Annotated in this window: 14 protein-coding genes; 12 read left to right on the top strand and 2 right to left on the bottom strand. The window is 52.5% G+C overall.

All coding sequences use genetic code 11. From position 1 onward, the window contains the following. Window position 1 precedes the first annotated feature (1 nt). Window positions 2-2,617, bottom strand: coding sequence for a M14 family zinc carboxypeptidase (locus ACMAZB_RS14245; protein ID WP_435218113.1), 2,616 nt, complete (start codon window positions 2,615-2,617; stop codon window positions 2-4). A gap of 177 nt (window positions 2,618-2,794) precedes the next feature. Further along, on the bottom strand, window positions 2,795-3,934 hold the full coding sequence (locus ACMAZB_RS14240; protein WP_435218111.1) for an aromatic ring-hydroxylating oxygenase subunit alpha: 1,140 nt from the start codon (window positions 3,932-3,934) through the stop codon (window positions 2,795-2,797). Between the two features lie 260 nt (window positions 3,935-4,194). Here ACMAZB_RS14240 and ACMAZB_RS14235 point away from each other — a divergent pair, with 260 nt between their 5' ends. The 12 genes from ACMAZB_RS14235 (at window position 4,195) to ACMAZB_RS14180 (ending at window position 21,608) form a co-directional block, all read left to right on the top strand. Beyond that, the gene (locus ACMAZB_RS14235) at window positions 4,195-5,868 is read left to right on the top strand and encodes a class I adenylate-forming enzyme family protein (protein WP_435218109.1); all 1,674 of its coding nucleotides are present in this window, start codon (window positions 4,195-4,197) and stop codon (window positions 5,866-5,868) included. Window positions 5,869-6,282: 414 nt separating this feature from the next. After that, window positions 6,283-6,558, top strand: coding sequence for a PepSY domain-containing protein (locus ACMAZB_RS14230; RefSeq protein WP_435212895.1), 276 nt, complete (start codon window positions 6,283-6,285; stop codon window positions 6,556-6,558). A 5-nt stretch (window positions 6,559-6,563) separates the two neighbouring features. Next, window positions 6,564-7,055, top strand: coding sequence for a cytochrome b/b6 domain-containing protein (locus ACMAZB_RS14225; RefSeq protein ID WP_435218107.1), 492 nt, complete (start codon window positions 6,564-6,566; stop codon window positions 7,053-7,055). A gap of 36 nt (window positions 7,056-7,091) precedes the next feature. Further along, window positions 7,092-9,002 carry a flavin-containing monooxygenase gene (locus ACMAZB_RS14220; RefSeq protein ID WP_435218105.1) on the top strand — a complete coding sequence of 637 codons (1,911 nt, stop codon included), beginning with the start codon at window positions 7,092-7,094 and terminating at the stop codon, window positions 9,000-9,002. A gap of 22 nt (window positions 9,003-9,024) precedes the next feature. Beyond that, a complete protein-coding gene (locus tag ACMAZB_RS14215; RefSeq protein WP_435216049.1) occupies window positions 9,025-9,843 on the top strand; it encodes an enoyl-CoA hydratase in 819 nt (272 codons plus the stop codon). Between the two features lie 163 nt (window positions 9,844-10,006). Beyond that, window positions 10,007-11,089, top strand: a complete 1,083-nt coding sequence (locus ACMAZB_RS14210) for an efflux RND transporter periplasmic adaptor subunit (RefSeq protein ID WP_435218103.1) — start codon at window positions 10,007-10,009, stop codon at window positions 11,087-11,089. Further along, the gene (locus ACMAZB_RS14205; RefSeq protein ID WP_435218101.1) at window positions 11,086-14,151 is read left to right on the top strand and encodes an efflux RND transporter permease subunit; all 3,066 of its coding nucleotides are present in this window, start codon (window positions 11,086-11,088) and stop codon (window positions 14,149-14,151) included. Before ACMAZB_RS14210 ends, ACMAZB_RS14205 begins: the two co-directional genes overlap by 4 nt. 88 nt (window positions 14,152-14,239) lie before the next feature. After that, window positions 14,240-15,724: an amidohydrolase family protein gene (locus ACMAZB_RS14200; RefSeq protein ID WP_435218099.1), complete on the top strand. Its 1,485-nt coding sequence runs from the start codon at window positions 14,240-14,242 to the stop codon at window positions 15,722-15,724. 107 nt (window positions 15,725-15,831) lie between these two features. Continuing rightward, window positions 15,832-17,364 (top strand): arylsulfatase, encoded by a 1,533-nt coding sequence (locus ACMAZB_RS14195; RefSeq protein WP_435218097.1) that lies wholly within the window; start codon window positions 15,832-15,834, stop codon window positions 17,362-17,364. 115 nt (window positions 17,365-17,479) lie between these two features. Then, the gene (gene bmt / locus ACMAZB_RS14190) at window positions 17,480-18,502 is read left to right on the top strand and encodes a betaine--homocysteine S-methyltransferase (RefSeq protein WP_435212883.1); all 1,023 of its coding nucleotides are present in this window, start codon (window positions 17,480-17,482) and stop codon (window positions 18,500-18,502) included. A 432-nt stretch (window positions 18,503-18,934) separates the two neighbouring features. Then, window positions 18,935-21,028 (top strand): CotH kinase family protein, encoded by a 2,094-nt coding sequence (locus ACMAZB_RS14185; RefSeq protein ID WP_435218095.1) that lies wholly within the window; start codon window positions 18,935-18,937, stop codon window positions 21,026-21,028. Between the two features lie 64 nt (window positions 21,029-21,092). After that, on the top strand, window positions 21,093-21,608 hold the full coding sequence (locus ACMAZB_RS14180) for a hypothetical protein (protein ID WP_435218093.1): 516 nt from the start codon (window positions 21,093-21,095) through the stop codon (window positions 21,606-21,608). The last annotated feature ends 309 nt before the right edge of the window (window positions 21,609-21,917 follow it).

Here is a 21,917-nt window from a genome sequence, read left to right as displayed (position 1 = left end):
CCTAACGCGGTTCCTCCAATAAATCGCCAAAGAACAACGCGTTGAGCAACAGCTTCTGCGTGCCCCACCAAAAAGCCCTGAAGGTCACGGCGTCGAGAGCCAATACCACAGCGCCTTTGCCCTGAGCATCTACAATCAGGCTTGCTGAGCTCGCAGCGAGGGTTTGGTTTTCGTCAGACATATAGCCCGAAAGCAAGGGGGCTTCGCTGTATAAAATGGGCGTTGAGTAGGGGTTGTCGGAGCGCGCCATAAAGCTTGCACTGCGGCGAAACATTGGCAACATCTCGTCGGTATAGCCATAGCCCAGCGGGTGTGTGATATCGACTTTTCCCTCAAGAATGACGCCTCTAACGAGCTTAAACGCGGCCTCGTCTCGAGCTTCGACGTAGGGTCGGCGCTGTGGGAGTAGCGCTTCAAAGGCTTCAGTATCCCTCTGTGCAATGGCCGCATTGGCTTCCTTGCTAGCACTCGAAGCCTTAGTGGCGCGCCAGTTAATAGCTGTCAGATCTTCGTCGTTTAGCCAGTCAATGGTGGCGGCACCCTGTGCCCACAGCACGCCACCATCGTCCACGAAACGTTTTAGGTTATCGACAAGTTGGTCGGGTGACTGCCTCAGCGGATTAGTCAGAATGACGTGGGTATAGGCAGCGAGATCAACGCGCGGCAATTGATGCGTGTCGACCATCGTCAGGGGCATTTTCACGCGACGGTCAAGAAGGTGCCAGATTTCCCCGACGTCGTAAGCACTCGTCCCCGCGCCGCTTGCGATGAGTACTTTAGGCAGTTTTAGGACACGAAAATCTCGGCTGCCCAAGTCGATGCCTTTACTGGTGTGGCTGCTGGCTACCGGATAAACCGGTAAGCCCTTCGCTGCAGCACTCTGCAACAGGGCGTTTGCCTGAGTCGGAATCGCCTCGTTGAGCTGGGGAGTCACCAGCAGCGAACCATAGCCGAAATCAATAAGTCCCTGCTCGATAACCGCAGCAGTGAATGGTCGTTGCGCCACTCGAACAGTGGCGCCTGCTTTCAGCAGTCCGTAAAGCAACGAAGGTGAAGCACTGTCCCGCCAGTCTATGAGGTAGCCAATATTGGAAGCTGCCAGAACCGCACTTTGGCTTAAAAATTCTGGGGAGATCGCTTTTGTGTTGACTCGACGCACGGGCTCACGGGTGTGCTGCAAATTAAAAGCCCAAGGCAGCGTCCATGTGGAGACGTCGTAGAAAACGTTCTCCTCGAACTCTAGCTGTCGATTCCAAAGTGTCTGCAAGTAGGTCGATTGGGGCTGATCGAGGGGAATGGCAATCGCCGAGCCGGCTTGATAGGTCTGGCCCTCGACCTCAGTATTTTGGCTCAGGACTTCAGTCACAATGCCGTGGCCTTCAAGAATGCGCACAAACTCCCGCAGCCGCGTCGGATCTCCCGTGGCGGCGGCCAAGTAGTAGCCCGAGTCATCCCGGCTGGCGTTGTCCTGATAAAACGTTTGCTGATACCCCAGTAATTCATCTTTGAGTTCAGCGGTAGCTTCAAGGGACGAAAGCGATGCCCTAAATTGATTGGTAATAGTGTCTGGAAAGGTTAGGCGGCCACTGGTGACATCTTGCCGACTTCCTCTTGAGGACGGCTGCTCAAATAAAATACCGACGCAGCCAAATAAGTCTGGGTAGGTCGAGCCCTTGCCCATAAAAAAATCGTCATAACCCTCTTCGCTAAAATAAAGAACACCTTCTTGATCAAACGCTCGGGCATGGTACTCACCGATTTTGGCGGTTAACGTTTGGTTGATAGCCGGGGTGAGAGGATTGGTGCGTTCAGGCTTTCCCGGCATGAAAAAGAAATTACTGTTGCTGCCCTGCTCATGAAAGTCGAGTTGCACGTTGGGCTTCCAGGTGTGAAAAAGTGCAAGCCTGCCACGACTTTCCGGGTGCTGATGAGGCAGCCAGTCGCGATTGAGGTCAAACCAGTAGTAGTTGGTTCGCCCATTGGGAACAGTCTCTCGGTGTTCACGATCATTGGCGTCTGGGCTGGGAACTTGCCCCCGGTGGCTGTTGGTCCAATGAGCAAAGCGATCGAGACCATCGGGATTGAGCATGGGGTTAAAAATAATGACGACGTCTTCAAGCTGAGTAGCAATAGCAGGGTCAAGGGAGGCATTGAGGTAGTAGGCGACGAGGGGAGCCGCGTTGCTTCCGCTGGGTTCATTACCGTGAATGCTGTACATCATATGCATCACAGCAGGCTGCTCTGTGGCGTCGATACCACTAGCAGGATCAATGATGTTGGCACGGGCAGCTTTGATAGCCTCTAGCTTGGCAATATTAGATTCAGAAGATATGGCGTAGCTCACTAAGGAGCGGCCGCCATAGCTGTTGGCATGAGGTCCAAGTGCCACCATGCGAGGGGACGCTGCCGCAAGGGCATCGAGGTAGCCTACAATTTCATGGTGATACCAGTGGCGTTCTCCTACCGCGACGCCAGTCGCTGTCGAGGGCGAGGGCAGATCACTCCTGAGCTCGGGTGTGGTTGCGAAGATGTCTTCCAAGGACAACGCGCTAGACCAGCTCACTGATGCGGTGCCGGTGATGGCTAGAAGGCTGAGGAGTTTAAGGATCTGTTTCATGAGCGGATCTCGGGCTGTTAAGCCTGCATCATAGCGACAAGTCATAATGTTTTGGCGAGTAATTTCTGAGGTCAATTTAGAACGAAAATAGCGCGGCAGACGACCACAGGTGAGACCCGCAAACAAGGCGACAAGCCACGTCCCATAGAGGCGTTGGGGTATGGCTAAGATCTCAGTTCAGGATAATTTTTGCGCGAGCTGTTGGTGGAAATTGACGATGGCTTTTTCAAAATAGCCAAAGGTCAGGTGGGGATTCGCAGGTGTGCTGACAGTTTCTTGAATAGCGCAGGCAGCGGCACGATCCTCTACTTGCCCAGCGTTATTGACGAACTCGACATCGCGTTGGGCCGCTTCGAGAGTAATTGGACGATCATCGGTGGAGGTATTCATCACATAATAGCTCACCAAACGGGTCCTAGTGGGGCTAAGCGGCTCCATAATCGTGAGGCTAGCGTGTTTTGAGAGCAGCGAGACACTGGCGTTAGGAAATAGGTGGTAAACCGAGGTCACCATGCCATCCAGCTTTTGATCCTCAGGTGCGAGATCCCGCAGCTTTTCGATGCGTTTGAACGGAAAAATAACCCGTGCGTTAGCCCCGAAAACCTCAACGACATTAATGTTATCGAGACCAAAAGGGTAAAAGGTCTCCTGGTGCAGCGACTTAATGTGGTATCCCTCGAGCAGCGTCTCAGTAATTAATTTCCAGTTGGCGTTATCAGTGACTTCGCTTTGATCAAAGCAAACTTGCTCTGGCGTAAAAAACTGGGGTTTGTCGCTAAAAGCCTCATCGGATATTTGGCCCTCCTGCTGTACGTAGACAAGCCCACCGAACTCTTGAGCACTGACCTCTACCAAGCCGTGTTCCTGCTTGTCCAAGCCTGGGAAAGCGGCCTGCCCGGGTATGCCTTTGAGGGCACCATCGAGCCCATAGGTCCAGGCGTGATAAGGGCAGGAAAAGTTCTTTTGACAACCCTGGCCACTAGCGACTTGCATGCCGCGATGGCGACAGGCATTGATAAATGCGCGCACCACGCCGTCGTTGCCACGAGCCACCAGTAATGGTGTTCCTGAGGCCGAGCGGGCGATGTAGCTGCCGTTTTCAGGCAGTGCGGAAGAGGGACAAAAAGGGATGGGTGATTGGCGAAGCAACAAAAGCTCGGCATCAAAACGTTCTTGGCTGTGGTAGTGCGCTACCGGCTCCTGCCAAACGGTATCGCCCAGATCTGTGGTCCGGTTATCGATATGCTGGAAAATACGTTCGATGGTTTGTTGTTCGTTGAGCAGGGGTAGTGCGTTTGCTTCGGCCTGTTGATTCACATCGTCATCCAATTTTGTTACCGCAAACCCGCTGCACTCGACAGCCGGTGTTTCCCAAGTCGGGAAGGCAGTTTAAACAGATTACCCCCATGTTTCAGTAACATCCGCCGACGGATTGATTGTACTGCGTCATTTTTCTCGAGCTGAGTGGGGCTGTGTACAGTTTCTCGTGTAAAAAATAGACACACCCTGTAGTCTAGGAATCGATAATAAAGATAGTTAAGCAACGCGTTGAGCTGAATCAGCTTTGGGGGCGGCGTATGCAAACGAGCACTGATACACGTATTAGGGCGCTTACGGATCGTGGATTTTGGGGCCAAGATACCTTGCATGGCTTATTAGCCCAGCGAGTGGCTCAAGAACCCGATGCCCTGGCGGTGGCTGATCAGCCGGACAAAATGGGGCTGGTGGGCACGCCCCCAGTACGCTTGAGCTTCTCTGATCTTGATATCGCGAGTTCGGCATTGGCCCTCCAGTTGCTGGAGGTTGGTGTTGGCCCCGGAAGCCGTATCATGGTCCAGCTGCCCAATATCGTTGAGCTCGTGGTCTGTTTTAATGCAGTGAGCAAGCTGGGGGCGATTATTTCACCGTTACCGGTCGAGTACGGCGCCCATGAGATCACACAGCTCAGCCGCACTCTACAAACCACAACGTTTATTGGTTGCTCGGCGTTTAAAGGCCAGCCGCTCATTCAGACCGCAAAAAAGGTGCTGCCTAACTTGCCGGTGTTGGCTATTGGTAAGGACCTTGATTGCTTAGCTGAGTCGGTCACTGAAGAGGCAGCTCGGATACTGGCAACTTACACCCGGAGCCTGAATGACACGGCTAATCGAGTGCTAACGGTTTGCTGGACGTCGGGTACCACTGGCACGCCTAAAGGCGTACCTCGTTCAGCCAATATGTGGCTGGCCACCGCGCGCGCAACGGCTGAGGCTGGGGGCTACCAAAGAGGTGATCGGCTGTTAAACCCCTTCCCACTAGTCAATATGGCGGCCATTGGTGGGTTCTTGTTTGCCGCAGCGGATTTGGGCTGCGCCCTTATTCTCCACCACCCCCTTGATCCGGCGATATACCTCAGTCAAATGCAGGATGAGAAAATTACCTTCACCATTGCGCCACCAATCTTATTAAACCAGCTTGCTGCACAACCCGAGCTTTGGCACAAATTTGATTTTAGTGCTTTGCGCGCAGTGGGCTCGGGGTCGGCACCGCTGTCATCAGACATGATTGCCACCTTTGAAAATGATTATCAAAAGCCGGTCATAAATTTCTATGGTTCCAATGAGGGGTTAGCCTTCTTTGCGACCCCTGAAACGGTGCCCAGTTGTGAAATGCGCGCTGAATACTTCCCCCGATTTGGTGTTCCGGGGTTGGATTGGCCCGGTCGCTGTCATCATGCCGTTCAGAGTAAGGTTATCGATCCCGATACCGGGGCCGAGATCGATGAGCCTGGTGCGGTGGGAGAGCTGTGTTTCGCGGGTGCGACTATGTTTGATGGCTACTTTGGTGCAGAAGCCGCTGGTCTTTTCACCGATGACGGTTTTTTTCGCAGCGGTGACTTGGTGGAAATCAGCGCTGCGCCCACGCACTATTATCGAATCGTCGGGCGTTGTAAGGACATTATTAATCGCGGTGGTATGAAAATTTCCCCTGCAGAGCTCGACGCACTTATTGATCGTCATCCCCAGGTGCTCGAGGCCGCTGTGTGCGCTTATGCTGATGAGGCCCTAGGTGAGCGCGTCCGCGCTTGTGTGGTGCCTCATGACGCTAGTCAGCCGCCTTCACTCGAGGAGCTCTGTGCATTTCTCATGACTGAGGGATTGGCTAAGTTCAAGTTACCTGAGCAGGTTTGCTACTTAACGGTCTTGCCTAGGAACCCAATGGGCAAAGTGCTGCGTGGAGATCTACAGACCAGTACCGAAGCTCCAGAATAAATCTACTGGGTGTCTAGTATCACTGGGGCTTTGATGGCGGCGTCACGTTAGGTATTCAGATTCGAACCCGGTGATCTCCCGGCCTTTGATGGCGTGTCATTGTTAACCTGACCCCGTTTGGAGATGGGCCACCACTTTCTGCCTGCGCCTTGCCCGGCTCTTGACTCGTTAACAAGACTCTATGGGGGACTCGGGTCTGAACCTTTATCCTAGCGGTAACCCGCTTTTATCATTAGAAAGTATTTTCTAAAGATTCATTAATTTGTTAACAAACGGCAATCTCTAATTAAAAGCGTATAAAAAGTGGTCTTGCAGCAACAGGTGAATTTGGTGCAGTCTTTTGGGCTGTTTGGGTGGACCATCAATCGGTATGGGGACGCAGACGTCAATAGGTCGATAACGAGGGGTAAAGTAATGCGTAAGGTGTTGTTGGGGTTGTTAATGGTGATGTCTCAAGCTGCGCTTGCAGGTGCAGATTGTGCTGAGTATTCAGAGTCAGACCGGATGAGTGTGCTAGATCTGCAGAAGAAAATTGTTAACGAGTACGGTTTTGCCATCAAAAAATTCAAAGTTGACGACAACTGCTATGAAATCTACGGCTGGGAGTCATTGGCATCGGGTGAAGAGCAGCGTGTTGAGGTTTACTTTGACATGGCAACGGGTGCGATTGTGAAGAAAGAGGTGGACTAACCTCTTTGAAGCGCCACCTCTTGATACGCTGTTTCCATTGGTTGCTGGCTTTGGGCATTGTGCTCAACTATGGGTTTCTTGAATCAGGTGGCGATCTCCACGAGTGGCTCGGTTGGGCATTAGGTGCTCTGGTGCTGTTGCGTGTGCTTGCGGGTTTCACAACTAGCGGTGATGCCAGCTTTGCTCGTTTGAATTTGGCGCCTAGGCTAGTCCTGCAAGATTTGCGAAATCTGGCAGGAGACTACCCCGATCATGACGACCACAGTGCCGCTGGAAGCTGGATGATTGTTTTAATCTTGACGCTTGTTGTGCTCCTAGCGGTCACCGGGTGGATGCAGGATCTCGATGCCTTTTGGGGCGAGGATTGGCTGCAAAATATCCATGAATGGCTTGCTAATTCGTTGGTTGCTTTGGCCGGACTCCATGTTTTGGCAGTTGGTATTATTCAATTTCGTCACGGCATTCCTTTGCTTCGTCGTATTGGGCTAGGACGATGACGCTTTGCTGTTATAGATAAAAAAAGAGGCAAATCAATGTCTAGCACGGTCGTGCCGCAGGGTGTTCGGCACAATTTTGATCCCGATGCCCTCAGAGAAAAATACCGCGCTGAGCGAGACAAGCGCATTCGAGCGGATGGCAACGATCAGTATGTCGAGGTTACCGGCGATTTTTCTCATTATGTCGATGATCCCCATGCCACCCCCGGATTCACCCGGGAAGCTCTGGTTCAGAAAGTTGAGGTCGTAATTATTGGCGGCGGTTTCGGCGGTATGCTGGCCGCTGCTCGATTGCGAGAAGCTGGTATTACCGACTTCATGCTGATCGAAAAGGGCGGTGGTTTCGGGGGTACGTGGTACTGGAACCGTTATCCGGGTGCCTCCTGCGATATCGAGGCTTATGTTTACCTTCCTTTGCTCGAGGAAACGGGGTTTGTTCCCAGGCAAAAATACACCAACGCCGACGAGACCCTTGAGTACTGTGAAGTGTTGGCACAGCGTTACCGTTTGCGTGAACAAGCTCTGCTGCAAACACAGGTAAAAAGTGTGTCTTGGCAGGAATCGAGTCGCCGCTGGCAGGTAAAAACCGATCGAGGGGACCAGCTTCAGGCCCGTTTTATTATTCATTCAAACGGTCCGTTAAACCGACCTAAGCTGCCGGGTATCAAAGGCATTGACCAGTTCAAGGGGCACACCTTTCATACCAGTCGCTGGGATTATGCCTACACGGGCGGCACTTCCTTTGGTGAGCTGACCAACCTTGAAGATAAGCGGGTGGCCATTATTGGGACGGGGGCGACCGCAGTACAGTGTGTGCCACATTTGGCGGCCTCGGCAAAGGCGCTTTACGTGTTTCAACGCACGCCATCATCCATTGATGTTCGTAACAATCAACCCACCGATCCCGATTGGATTTCAGCGCAAAGAGCAGGGTGGCAAAAACGCAGACAAACCAATTTTGAATCAATTATGTCTGGCCTGCCGGTAAAGGAGGATTTGGTCGGTGATGGCTGGACAGAGGCGTTCCGAAATTTATTCGGGGGGCTAGGTGACAGCATGCCCAGTAAGGCTAGGCTGGCTTGGTGGGCGATTCAGGGCGCCTTTTCCAGCAAACGGCGAGAGCGAGGACTAAAACAGTATTTGACCGACAAAGCCGTTCAACACATGGGCCTGCCCCAGAAAATGGAGATGGCGGACTTTGAAAAAATGGAGAAAGTCCGCGCTCGAGCAGACGCCCTTGTTAGCGATAAGTCGACTGCAGAATCTCTAAAACCTTACTACCGTCAGTTTTGTAAGCGGCCTTGCTTTCACGATGAATACCTTCAATCTTTCAATCGTGACAATGTCACGCTTATTGATACTCATGGGCGAGGCGTTGAGGCATTTACCGAGAAGGGTGTGCTGTTTGACGGTGAGGAGTACGAAGTCGATTGCATTATTTTTGCGACAGGCTTTGAGGTGGGTACCGATTACTCTCGACGCGCTGGCTATTCAATTGAAGGCGTGAACGGGCTGACGGTGACCGAGAAGTGGCAAGATGGTATGGCAACATTTCATGGCTTACACGCTCGGGGGTTTCCCAACAGCTTCTTCTTTGGACCCATTCAGTCGGGGTTTACCGCAGCTTTCACCTATGCGTTAGACGAGAACAGTATTCATGCAGCCTATATTATCGATCAACTCCGTCAACGGGGCGCAACCCGGGTCGAGGCTAGCGCGAAGGCAGAATCTGATTGGGTAAAAACCGTTATTCAAAAAGCGCGATTAACCGAAGACTTCCAAAAATCCTGCACCCCCGGGTACTACAATAATGAGGGCCACGTGCAGTTCCAGCCACAAAATACGTTTTACGGCGGAGGTCCTATGGAGTTTTTCGAATTAATGGCTAAATGGCGGGGTAAAGGTAAGCTCGATGGGCTGGAGTTGCAGCTTTCGACGTATGAGTAGGCAGGAGTAAAAATCTTTGGAGATGCTGGATACCGGTACCGATGAATTACTCGCGAGCCTCAATGATCGCGTTGCGACGGTGACCCTGAATCGCCCTGAGAAGCGCAACGCGCTCTCGGATCGATTAACCCCGGCACTACGCCAGATATTGCTGGACCTAGAGCTCAGGGACGATGTCGGTTGTATTGTTATTACCGGTGCTGGATCGGCGTTTTGTGCCGGAGGTGATATTTCGGGTATGGCCGATAATGGGCCAGCGGATCAAACCAAGCCTTTGAGTCAGGAGGCGCAGGTGCGCCAGCTTGTCCACCGACAGGAGACGCTAACTCTGCGGCTTCACAATCATGCTAAACCAACAATTGCTGCGCTGCCCGGTGTCGCTGCGGGAGCAGGTTTTTGTCTGGCATTGGCCTGTGATCTTAGAGTTGCCTGTAAATCGGCGTTTGTAACCACCGCTTATCGTAATGTGGGGTTCTCGGGAGATTATGGTGGCAGCTGGCTGCTCAATACCTTGGTGGGTCCGGGGAAAACGAAAGAGCTTTATTTCACGGGACGTCGGGTCCAGTCAGATGAGGCTTTGGATCTAGGAATTTTCAATACCGTCGTCGCCGATGAGGCTCTGAATTCGACCGTTGCAGAGTTGGCGAAACACATTGCCCACGGCCCCGCAGTAGCCTTGGGTTATATGAAGGAGAATATTAATCGCGCATCTGAAGCTGGATTGCGAGAGTGTCTAGCCCTGGAAGCCGACAGGCTGGTTCGGTGCGCCGCATCACCCGACCATAAAGAAGCGGTTTCTGCTTTTATAGAAAAGCGCCCGCCGGTATTTAACAAGCCCTGATTCTTCCGTTGCTATTAAACCTGCCTTTTGGCACGACTTGTTGTTAGGGTCCCGGGCGCCAAATTGGAAGTCGGCAGCAACAATTGGCGCGCTTAAGCTGCCCTTCGAAAAAACTCCCGGTAGTTCGGTACACTGCAACCCATCTGTTGAGAGTGATAAGACTATGGAAAGTGTATCGCTGCGATTTGTATTGGGGAACCTACTGCTGTCGCTGACTTTGGTCGCTTGCGGCCAGCCCAATAACCCCGCGCCTGAGCCTTCAAAACCTCGGTTAGTGCGTACGATAGTGCTAGACGGATCCCACGCAGGTGCTTGGCAGGAGTTTCCCGGGAAGGTGGAAGCCTCCAAGGTCGCTAATCTGGCTTTTCGGGTGTCAGGTGAGTTGGCGGAACTCTCGGCCCTTGAGGGCGATGAAGTTAGTGCCAACCAGCTAGTTGCCAGGCTTGATGACAAGGACCAGAAGATTCGGTTGCGGGCGCGGAAAGCTGAATATGAGCAGGCGTTTGCCGATTTTCAGCGAGGAGAAACTCTGATCAAAAGTGGCGGGATTTCCAGGTCTGATTACCAACGTCTTGAAGCAACCTCCAGTACCGCAAAATCCAGCTTGGAGTCAGCAGAGCGGGATCTCGATGCGACACGGCTGCGCGCCCCTTTCGCGGGGTTTATTGCCGTACGCTATGTTGAGAACTTTGAGGAGATCATTGCCCAGCAGCTGGTTTACACCTTGCAGGATGTCTCGACGCTCTCGGTAAAGGTTGATGTGCCGGAGAGCGTTATGATCGGAGCACGACGCGATCAAGACATTATGGTCAGTGCTTTTTTCGATGCAATTCCCGATCGACGCTTTCCTTTGGTGCTCAATGAGGTGGCGACCCGAGCCTCTGATGGCACCAACACTTTTGAGGTGACCTTCGAGTTTCCCAATACCGGAGATTTTAATATTTTGCCGGGAATGTCCGCGACAGTAAGGTTAGAAAACGCCGCTGTTGGGGCGTCTTCAGGCATGCTGTTTGTGCCGGCTCATGCTGTGTTGGCTGATCAGACAGGGCCCTTTGCTTTCGTCGCTGCATCTAATGGTGATGGCACGGCGATCGTCGAGCAGCGGCGTCTGCAAGTTGGTCAGTTAACCGGGTCAGGCCTAGAGGTCTTATCGGGGGTGGAGCCCGGAGATCGGCTGATCACCGCGGGCATGAGTAAATTGCAGAACGGGTTGCTCGTGAGAATTAACGCGGTGACTCAGCCGTGACACTCACGCGTCTCGCCGTTGAGAACAATCGTGTCACCTGGGTTGTTTTGGCGGTCATTATTCTGGCTGGTTTACAGGCATTTATGAACATGCCTCGCGCTTACGACCCCGGCTTTATTATCCGAACCGCACAAGTTGTCACTTATTTCCCCGGGGCTGCTGCCGAAAGGGTTGAAGCTCTGGTGTCTTCTCCAATAGAGGAAGTTGTAAAAGAGTTACCCGAGCTCGACTTTGTGCAAAGCGAATCCCGCAGCGGTGTCTCCATTGTTAGCGTGAATATCCGTGAGAGTTACAGCGCAATGCGGCCGATCTGGGACAATTTGCGGCGAAAAATCGATAGCGTCGCTGATGAGCTTCCCGCTGGTGTTTCTACCCCTCAAGTGAATGATGATTTTGGCGATGTCTACGGCATCGTTGTGGGTTTAACCGGGGAGGGTTTTACCTTCAGTGAACTGGATACCATCTCCGACGAAGCTAAAGCTGTCTTCCTACAGCTGCGAGATACTGCAAAAGTAGAAATTCTAGGGGTTCAGGAAGAGCGTGTTTTTGTTGAATACAACAATGCTCGTCTTGCAGACCTAGGGCTGTCTCCGGGCTTGCTGACGCAGATCTTGGAGGAGCGCAATATTGTTGTTTCAGGGGGCTCCTTTAAGCTGGGTGATGAACGTATCTCCCTAGAGCCCAGCGGCAATTTTGAGTCGATCGAGGAGATTGGCGAAACCTTACTGCGCCTTCCCGAAACGAACCAGCTCTTTCAGCTGAGAGACGTAGCAACGCTGAGCAGAGGCTATGTTGACCCCCCTGAAGAATTGGTCAGCATTAATGGCGCGCCTGGCATCGCGATTGCAATTGCCATGCGTGAGGGGGGTAACAACATTGAGCTTGGACGGGCTGTTAAAAACGCGATTGCAGATTTTTACGACACCTATCCTATTGGCATTGAATTCAAGCTCGTTAACTTTTCACCCCAAGAAGTGGAGGACAAAGTTAAGGGCTTCGTCGCCAATTTGATGCAAGCTATTGGCGTGGTCTCCCTCGTGATGTTGGCCACTCTCGGGTTACGGACAGGACTCGTCGTATCGAGTCTCATCCCGATCACCATGCTTTTGTCGATTATTGTGATGTCCTCACTCAATATCGGGCTCGATCAAATTTCCCTCGCGGCGCTGATCATCGCTCTGGGGATGCTGGTCGATAATGGCATCGTCATGTCAGAGAACATCATGGTGCGTATGGAGAAGGGGCAGTCGTCTTTCGAGGCTGCTTTGAGTTCCTCGGCGGAGCTAAGAACGCCATTGCTGACCGCATCGCTAACCACTGCGGCGGCATTCCTGCCCATTTATTTAGCCGAGTCGAGTGTCGGTGAATTTACAGCGTCTTTATTTAAGGTTGTGACCATCACTCTGCTGAGCTCTTGGGTGGTATCTCTCACGATAATTCCTTTGCTGTGTGTCTTATTTCTTCGGGTTAAGGCAGATGCGGGGGCCGCACCCTCAAAGATGGAAGGGCTTTATCGTCGGGGGCTAAACGGGCTGCTGCGCTACCGCACGGCAACGTTATTGTTGACGGCCGTCGTTTTTGTCGTAGCACTGCGTGGCTTTGAATTTGTACCTAAGCTGTTTTTTCCGCCCTCTGACCGCAGTTATTTTACCGTTGAGTTTGAGTCGCCTACCGGCACATCAATCGACAAAACCCAGAAAATCGTGGCAGAGGTAGAGCAATACCTCGCGCGATTAAAGGCAGACCCTAACAGCGATTCAGCTGTGCGGGATTGGGTGACCTATGTAGGTAGTGGCGGTCCGCGTTTCGTGCGGTCACACAACCCGGTACCGCCTACGCCCAGCTTTGCGCTGATGGTGGTGAATACCTCCTCTCCCGGTGCGATTGCGAGTATTCGCCGAGAGCTCGAGGAATTTACCGAAGATCGGTATCCCGATCTTGAGCTCAAGACGCGTTTGATTGAGAACGGGCCGGCAGTCGACAACCCGGTAGAAATTCGTCTGTCCGGGACAGATTCAACCGCGCTATTTAACGCTGTAGATGCCGTCAAAAAGCAGTACCAAGATGTTGGTGGGCTGCGCAATATAAGTGATGACTGGGGACAGCGGCAGAAGAAAATTGAGGTGCGCATCAATCAGGCTCGCGCTGTTCGAGTGGGCATTACCAATCAGGATATTGCCCTTTCCATGCAGGCGGGGTTAACGGGGATTCAACTCACAGAATACCGTGAGGGTGAAGATGTTATTCCTGTTGTTTTGCGCTCAAAAGCCTCGACGCTACATGACATCAATAAAGTCAGCTCACTCTCGGTGTATAACCAGTCTAGCGGCCAGGCGGTGCCGCTGCGACAGGTGGCTGACGTAAAACTGGTTTGGGACATTGCCAAAGTCTACCGGCGCGACGGGGTTCGTACTGTTGCGGTTGGTGCTCAGTTGGAGCCCGGGGTCACGGCAGCCGACCGTATGCTGTTAATCGGGCCTTGGCTAGAGGCTCAGCGTGAGATTTGGGGGCCTAGCGTAGGCATTGAACTCGGCGGAGAAAGTGAGAGCTCAGGCGATGCTAATGAGGCTATTGGCGCCAAGCTGCCGATTGCTGCGTTCATCATACTGTTACTGCTAGTAGGGCAGTTTAATTCACTCAGGAAGTCGGTGATTATCTTAACGACCATACCTTTGGGACTGATTGGTGTGGTGGCAAGCCTGCTGCTGGGACAGTCATTTTTTGGCTTCATGACGTTATTGGGCGTGGTCTCTCTCGCGGGTATCGTGATCAACAATGCGATTGTTTTGCTGGAGCGCATCGGCCTCGAGCTAGCGGCAGGAGAGTCACATCTTGACGCCATTCTCAATGCCGCGGGTCAACGAGCCCGCCCCATTATTCTCACCACCGCGACCACGGTATTGGGGTTATTGCCGCTGTACCTGGGGGGCGGTGAAATGTGGGAGCCGATGGCGCTAGCCATCATGGGGGGGTTGTTAGTGTCGACTGTTCTCACGTTGGGGGTCATTCCCGTTCTTTACGCAGCGCTTTATGGCGTGCGGGGCCGGACGGCACACGGTTAGCCTATGGGCTAGGAGCACGAGTCTGAGTTCCAGTGTTACTGTAACGGTCTCCTCAACACGGCAATACGGCAACACGGAGGTCTATCCTATGCCCATCCTAGCGCTTATTTTTTTGGTGACAGGTTTTTGGCTGCGGCTGATAGTTTTTTTGCTGTTTGCACAACCAGCTTTTGCGCAATGGTCTGAACCCCCGGTATCTGCTATTCCAGATACCGTTATTCAAGGCGGGTGGCTATTTGACGGGTTCAGTGATGAACGTCACGCTAACCCCGGTATTCTTATTCGTGCCGGAAAAATCGCCGCGCTTGGTGTGAATCCCGAGGATTTTTCTCCCGCGACGACACGTGTGATCGTGCTGGACAGTGCCGAGACAATTCTGCCCGGAATGTTTGATCTACACGCCCATTACAACCTTGATCTAGTCGATGAGGGGCGGGTTGAGGAGGTGGTTCACAACGGCGTGCTGTTTCTTGCAAATGGCGTTACCGCAACCTGGTCGGCGGGTGAGTATTACCCGGAGCGAGTGATTGCTCAGCGTGATCGCATTGATGCGGGTGAGGCTATTGGTCCCCGCTTATTTGCCTCAGGCCCGTATTTTGGTGCGTTTCGCTGCGAGTACAGTGTCAAAGTGGCGGCAGACGAATGTATTGGTTGGCCCAACGATATTACCGAGGCGGAGATCCGCCAAGAAGTGGATGTCTGGCAGCAAGCCGGTGTTGTTAGCATAAAAATAAAGCAAGCCACCCCAGAGGAAATGCGGATCCTGATTGATCAAGCGCATCAAAACCGGATGACTGTGGCGTCGCATTTGGCCAATTACAATGTCGAGTATGACGTTGATTTACGAGCGGCAATTTTGATGGGGCTTGATCGTGTCGAGCATCAACTCACTTTGGGCAGTGGCGGTGAGCGGAGTGCCGAATTGCCTGAGATCATTGAGCTTATGCTTGAGCACAAGGTCTATTACGACGCCAATCTGCAAATGTATGGCGGTATTAACCAACGACGTGCTTATCCTGACGATTTGCTGTGGGCCGATGAGGCCCAGTATTTCACCGTCTATTCTCAAGAACTTCTCAGCGAGCGTGGTGATCCACCTCCCGAGTCTGACGCCAAAGAATTTGCCCAACGTGAACGGGAGCTGAGGTTGCTTTATGAGGCGGGTGGCCGAGATCTTCTGGTCGTGGGCACCGATGAGCCGGTTTACACCCTGCTGCTCCCCGGATTCGCTTATCACCGTGAGCTATGGGCCATGCATCATGCCGGCCTTCCTAACGCAGTGGTTTTACAGGCCGCCACCTTAAACGGCGCCCGGGCCCTCGGTGTTGACGACCGCCTAGGCTCTATAGAGGTCGGGAAGCAAGCCGATTTGGTGGTAGTGAGGGGAAACCCGTTGCAAAACATCAAGGATACGCGCCATGTCAATCGAGTGTTTAAAGCGGGTTTCGAATACGACCCCCAAGCGCTGCTCAAATCTGCAAGGGGTAAGATAGGTCCTAACGGACCAGATGATCACGCCGATTGGGTGTTGCACTATCGAGCGCTGCGAGGGGATGATCTGCCTCAAGAATAAATCACCTTGCGGGCTGCTGTGTTGACGTTTATGGCCCTACAAGCCCAGTGAGATAAGCATAGGTGCAGCGTGGCGCGGTAAGCGTTAAAGACACGGAGGGAAGCGCGATGACCAGAATGTTGAAGCCAGTATTGGTCCTATTACTGTTGGCTATTTCGGGTAATGCCGCAAGCGCCGACAGTGATAAGCCCAATATTCTTGTTATTTGGGGCGATGATATCGGTTGGTCAAATATTAGCGCCTATCACCGTGGGATGTTGGGCAGCCGAACTCCCAACATCGACCGCATAGCCCAAGAGGGTGCCATGTTCACCGATTACTACGGAGAGCAGAGCTGCACCGCAGGCCGCTCTGCCTTCATCACCGGTCAGCATCCATTGCGCACGGGGCTGCTCAAAGTGGGCTTACCGGGTGCAGACATTGGTCTTCAGCCGGAGGACCCTACGATTGCCGAGTTGCTTAAGCCACTGGGTTACGCCACCGGTCAGTTTGGTAAGAATCATTTGGGTGACAAAGACGAATTTCTACCTAGCAACCACGGGTTTGATGAGTTTTTTGGCAACCTCTACCATTTGAACGCTGAAGAAGAGCCCGAGACGTACTTTTATCCCAAAGACCCGGAGTTTCATAAGCGATTTGCACCTCGCGGCGTCATTCATTCCTATAGTGATGGCAAGGTAGAGGACACCGGGCCGCTGACACGTAAGCGCATGGAAACTGCCGATGAGGAGTTTACCAATGCGGCACTGGATTTTATTGAAAAGGCCCATGCCAGCGGCAAGCCATTTTTTGTGTGGCTCAATACCACGCGCATGCACGTGTGGACCCGATTAGCCCCTAAGTGGGAGGGGAGCTCGGGTTATGGTTTGTACGCCGACGGCATGAAGGAGCACGATCATCATGTAGGGCGCGTATTGGACCGATTGGAATCTTTGAACATTGCCGACAACACTATTGTTGTTTACTCCACCGATAATGGCTCACAAACCAATACCTACCCTGACGGCGGTGCAGAGCCCTTCCGGGGTGAGAAGGGTTCTACTTGGGAGGGTGGGTTTCGGGTGCCAGCCTTAATTCGGTGGCCTGGTGTTGTAGCACCGGGCACTCTCATCAATGACATCGTGTCTCATCAGGATTGGTTGCCAACCTTCCTAGCGGCAGCTGGAGAATCTGACATTGGCGCAAAGCTGAAGCAAGGTCTTCAAGTGGGTGATAAAACTTTCAAAGTGCACCTAGACGGCTATGATCAGCGTGCGCTGCTCGCGGGTGAGGGAGCGAGTGCCCGCAGCACGGTTTTTTACTTCGATGACAACGCGAATCTAAATGCGATGCGCTGGAATGACTGGAAAATCCATTTCGCCTTTCAGATGGAGGGTTGGGGTGGGCCTCGAGAATCGCTCAATTTTCCGCGCATTGTGAACTTGCGCACTGACCCTTATGAGACCTCAATCGATTCCAGCGCCTACGCACGATTTTTTGCAGATCAGCTGTGGCTGTTTGTGCCCACGCAGCAGGAAGTAGGCAAGTGGCTGCAAACTTTCCAGCAGTTCCCACCTCGCCAGCCAACGGCGAGTTTTACGATTGATCGCATGATGCAGCAAATGCAGCAAATGCTGCAGGTGCGAGCGAGCGCTGGTTAGGGCGTGCCACTCGGTCAGTAGCTTTTGACCAATTGGCGTGTAATGTGCCGATCCACAGCGCAAAAATTTAGGTATCCTTCCGGCCTTCTTTTTTAGCCCGCAAAAGGTCGCCTTCATGGAAAACCCAATTTCAGCCCTGATCGCCGATAAAGGCTGGTGCGTCGCTGACGGTGCTACCGGATCCAATTTTTTTGGCCGAGGCTTAGAGGCGGGTTATCCGCCTGAGCTGTGGTGCCTCGAGAAACCCGAAGATGTACTCTGGCTACACGGAGAATTTCTATCTGCTGGGTCTGACCTGATTCTTACCAATAGTTTTGGGGGCAATGCCCTGCGCCTAAAGCTGCACCAAGCCGAAAACCGTGTGCGTGAACTCAACATCGCCGCGGCAAACTTGGCACGCCAAGCGGTGGAAGCGCACGCCCAAAAAACCGGCCGAAAGGCGCTAGTGGCGGGGTCTATTGGTCCCACGGGCGAACTGTTTGAACCGATGGGAGCTTTGACTTATGAAGCTGCTGTAACGTGTTTTACCGAGCAAGCAGAAGCCTTGGCGGAGGGCGGTGCTGACGTTCTGTGGATCGAGACTATGTCTGCCAATGAAGAGGTCGCAGCGGCCGCGGAGGCCGGTAAGAAAACCGGACTACCCGTTTGCGCCACCATGACCTTTGATACCGCGAAGCGTTCCATGATGGGTATTACTCCGACGGACTTTGTACGCTGCGCGGAGGAATTAGGCTTGAGCGTGATGGGGGCTAACTGTGGCGTGGGCCCTGCTGAGTTAATGCATTCTGCCCGCGAGCTGTTAGCAACTAACTCTGCGATACCTGTGGCGGCTAAGGGGAACTGTGGTATCCCGGAGTACGTTGATGGCGCGATTCATTACCACGGCAGCCCCGAGCTTATGGCCCAGTACGCCGTTTTTGCGCGTGATGCTGGCGCTACGGTTATAGGTGGTTGTTGTGGCACCACACCCGAACACGTCGCCGCTATGGTTGAGGCACTCAATGGCACCCCAAAAGGGCTCTTTGATGCCGCAGCCATGGACCTAGCTTTGGGCGTCGCTTGGAAGAATTTACCCGACCCCAAGGCTGCTGATTCAGCGACAAGCTCGCGCCGTGGTCGGCGTAAAAAAACCGGATGACTTAGGCCTGCCTCCTTCATTAATGGGGGCTTGCTAGAAATCGGCATTTAAGTGCTGTTGCTGGCCCGAAAGCCGCAGTTGATGATTGCCCTAACGAATTGGCACTTCCCTACCCACTGCACTTTGCAGGCGCTCCACAAAATGCTTCCATTGCTGGCGCCAAGGTGAAACTTATAAAGGTATCGATTTCCCACGGGCCTTCCAAAATAACGGTTTCAAAAGCCTTTTTAACGCTGCTATTTGGCGACAAAATATGGCGACTAAATCCCCGCACAAAAATAAAGCTGGGCATCGAATAGACCGGCATTGGTTTTCCCCAAATAGCGAAACAAGCGCAAATGTGTGACCTGTCAGTCTGGCCAGTGAGTGGTGGGATTGATAAAGTTTTGTCTGAATGTTTAAGCTGTCGGGGCCCTTAAGGAAGTTTATTTTATGTCCAGTCTTAGTCAATTTTTTGCTGAGCTGTTGTCGATCGTCAGTTTGCTGGGCGGCGCTGGCGGTGGCGATCCTACGGTTAGTCCTGACCCCAGCGCTTTCTTTTCCGTTGGCGGAACGGTGACGGGCCTCGACTCTGGCGAGCCACTAGTACTGGGGCTGGGGGATATTCAGCTGGAAGTTGATCAAGACGGCTCCTTTGTCTTTGCCGATTTTACTCGAGCGGACGCCCCTTACGACGTTGTCATTGTCAGTGAGCCGCCTCGCCTAGACTGCGATATTGAGGGTGGTTCGGGCGTCACTGAAGGGCAAGACGTCACCGACATTGGAATTTCATGCTCGAGCAACGCCAGCACTGAGCTTTTCTCCGCTGACCGGCTACACCAAGTGCGTCTGACTATGACTTTGGAAGAGTGGCGAGCTTTTGAGCTAGATACTATTCGCGCGAATTACTCGATCAACGATGCCAGCGGTAGTGCGTCGCCGTTGACCTCTTTTTCTCACAGTGAGGTGTATCGCCAAGCAGATTTCAGCTATTTAAATGCTGACGGTACTGAGACTCAAGTCGAAAAGGTCGGCTTCAAAATGCAGGGCAACACCAGCCGGCAATATCCTGTGGACCAAGAGAGTGAGCCCAATCGACCTAGGCGCTTTGCCTTCTCGGTAAAATTTGATGAAGAGTTTGATGAGGACGAAAGTGTTTACGCGTGTATCGACGCCAATGGCAATCCAGCCGCTGTTTCAGGTGAGCCCTGCTACGATATTGTCGGTCAAGACCTCGTTGAATACCCCGAGGCTGACGGTCGAGAGTTTATGGATGTTGAAAAGCTTCGATTTCGTTTTAATCGAGACGACCCGACCTACCAGCGTGAAGTGCTCGCCCATGAATTGTTGAACGCAGCCGGTGTGCCAGCGGCCCGAGCCACACATGCTCAAGTAAATCTCGTGATAACCGGTACAGAAGATCAAACACTGTATAACGCGGCCTTGCCCCAAACGTTCAATATGGGCGTGTTTACCATGATGGAGCAAATCGATAAGCCCTTTTTGAAGCTTTACTTCGACAAAAATGGGTATTTGTTCAAGACAGGAGCGCCTGGCAATTTAGCAGAACCCGATGCGGCTAATCGCGACTGCGATCCCTATGAGGCATCGACGGTTTTTTTCAATGAAAATTTCTGCATTGTGGGTGTCGAAAAATCTGACCCCGATTCAGCGCTGGAGTGGTTGGGGGAGGACAATTACTTAAATCCAGACTTTGTAAATTCCAATATCAATGGCGATGGCAGTGCGGGCAACGTCTCCCAGTTTGTGCCCTACAAACCGACTTACGACTTAAAGACCAAGAAAAAATCTCTTGATGAGGCGCGGGCGGCTTTGCAAGATTTCGCAAGTTTTGTGCAGGGCAGGCCGACTGCAGAGGCCTTGTCTGAGCGGTTTGATGTGGCCGGATTTATCAAGGCTCAGGCGACGGAGATCGTTTTAGGGGCGGTTGATCATTACGTTCGGGTCGCCAACAATTATTATTTGTATTACAACTCACCATCGGGCCGCTGGATTTATATCCCCACGGATTTTGATTACACCCTCATTGACGTTACCGGCCCAAACTGTGCGGTGAATGCTTTTCTTCCAATCTGCAATCAGATCTTAAACGTTGAGGCATTTACCGACCTGGCGTCAACGACGGCGTTTGATAATGGTGTCTCCCCCCACTGGGCGGGGCGGTTTTTTTACCCCAATTACCCACCTATTTTATGGGAAATTATTTTTGGTTCGGACAGCAGCCCCAACGATAATTCTCGCCAGCAGCTATACCAAGAAATTGAGCGCATTTTGGATCAGCACTTTGACTGGACGCTTCTCGCACCCACCTTAGAGGAGCGCCGTGAACGCCTTGACGCTGCGATTAGATCAACCGACGCGGCAGACGCTGAAACTGTACTCGGTGATTCAGAGTGCTCCCAAATCTATAATCCTGAAGAAATCGACGGTGATTCAATGACGTTTTGTTCTCCGAGCCGCGCTTCCATCAAGGAGTTTGTGGCGGTTCGGCGAGAAACATTGCTCGAGGAGCTATTGCAGCAGTGACTCGAGGTCTAGATTTGGCGTAGGGTGAGGTGTGCGACTGCCAGAAAAACTTTTGGAGGGTGACGTGCTTTTAAAATATCAGCAACAACATTGTACGATGACCTTGAGAGAGGGTATTGAGGAATTTCACAATTACCTGATGGCCCTTGACCGTAAAGTCATGATGGATAGCAGCACATCGAGACTCCTGCTAGAGCACGATGCGACCCATGTTATTTTTGGTATGGATACTAGCCTCGAGCAAGAAGCTGGCCTTGATAGCTGGCTGCTTTGGGGGTGCCAGTGGCGCCTGTCCTACATTCGAAAATATGGGAAGCTCCCCGAGATTAAAGCGTTGTATCGAGCGTTTGTGAAAGAGTTGGGTTGGGCCTTCTTTCCCCGACTATTGTGGAGGACGCGCAAGCTCAAATGGCGCGTAATTAAGCGATCCCGATCAATGTCAAAAAAATGGCCCTATCAATTTCCAGAGCCCTGGTTAGACAAACCGATTAACGAACTGCGGCACGAGCATGGCTTGACCATTCTCAACGAGGAGGAGCGCTGGGCGAGTGAGCCTTTGGCGTGGAGTGGCCACTACTAACACTGTTCATGCCTCGGAGTGGCCCGTGTATTTCCCTACAAAACTTGCCTAAGTAGTGCTCTGTGAGTTGGGAGAATGTGTTGCCACCCTCAAAAAAAGCCGCATTAGCGGTGTGTTTTCGTGAAATTCTTAGCTTCTCTGTACTGCTAAAAGTACGGCATTGATCTATGGTGTTAGCTCGCCGCATGTGGCCCAATATGTCGGGTGATTGCTTTGACCCTTAGTTAATTGAGGGCGTTGGGTCTGTGCTTTGCAGGCTCTAAGCAACGTCACGTTCGGAAAGGCCAAATAATCATAATTAGTCAGTGG

This window comes from Luminiphilus sp. nBUS_07 (genome assembly GCF_051201685.1).
Lineage (GTDB): Bacteria > Pseudomonadota > Gammaproteobacteria > Pseudomonadales > Halieaceae > Luminiphilus.
This window is presented reverse-complemented; position numbering and strand designations above follow the sequence as displayed.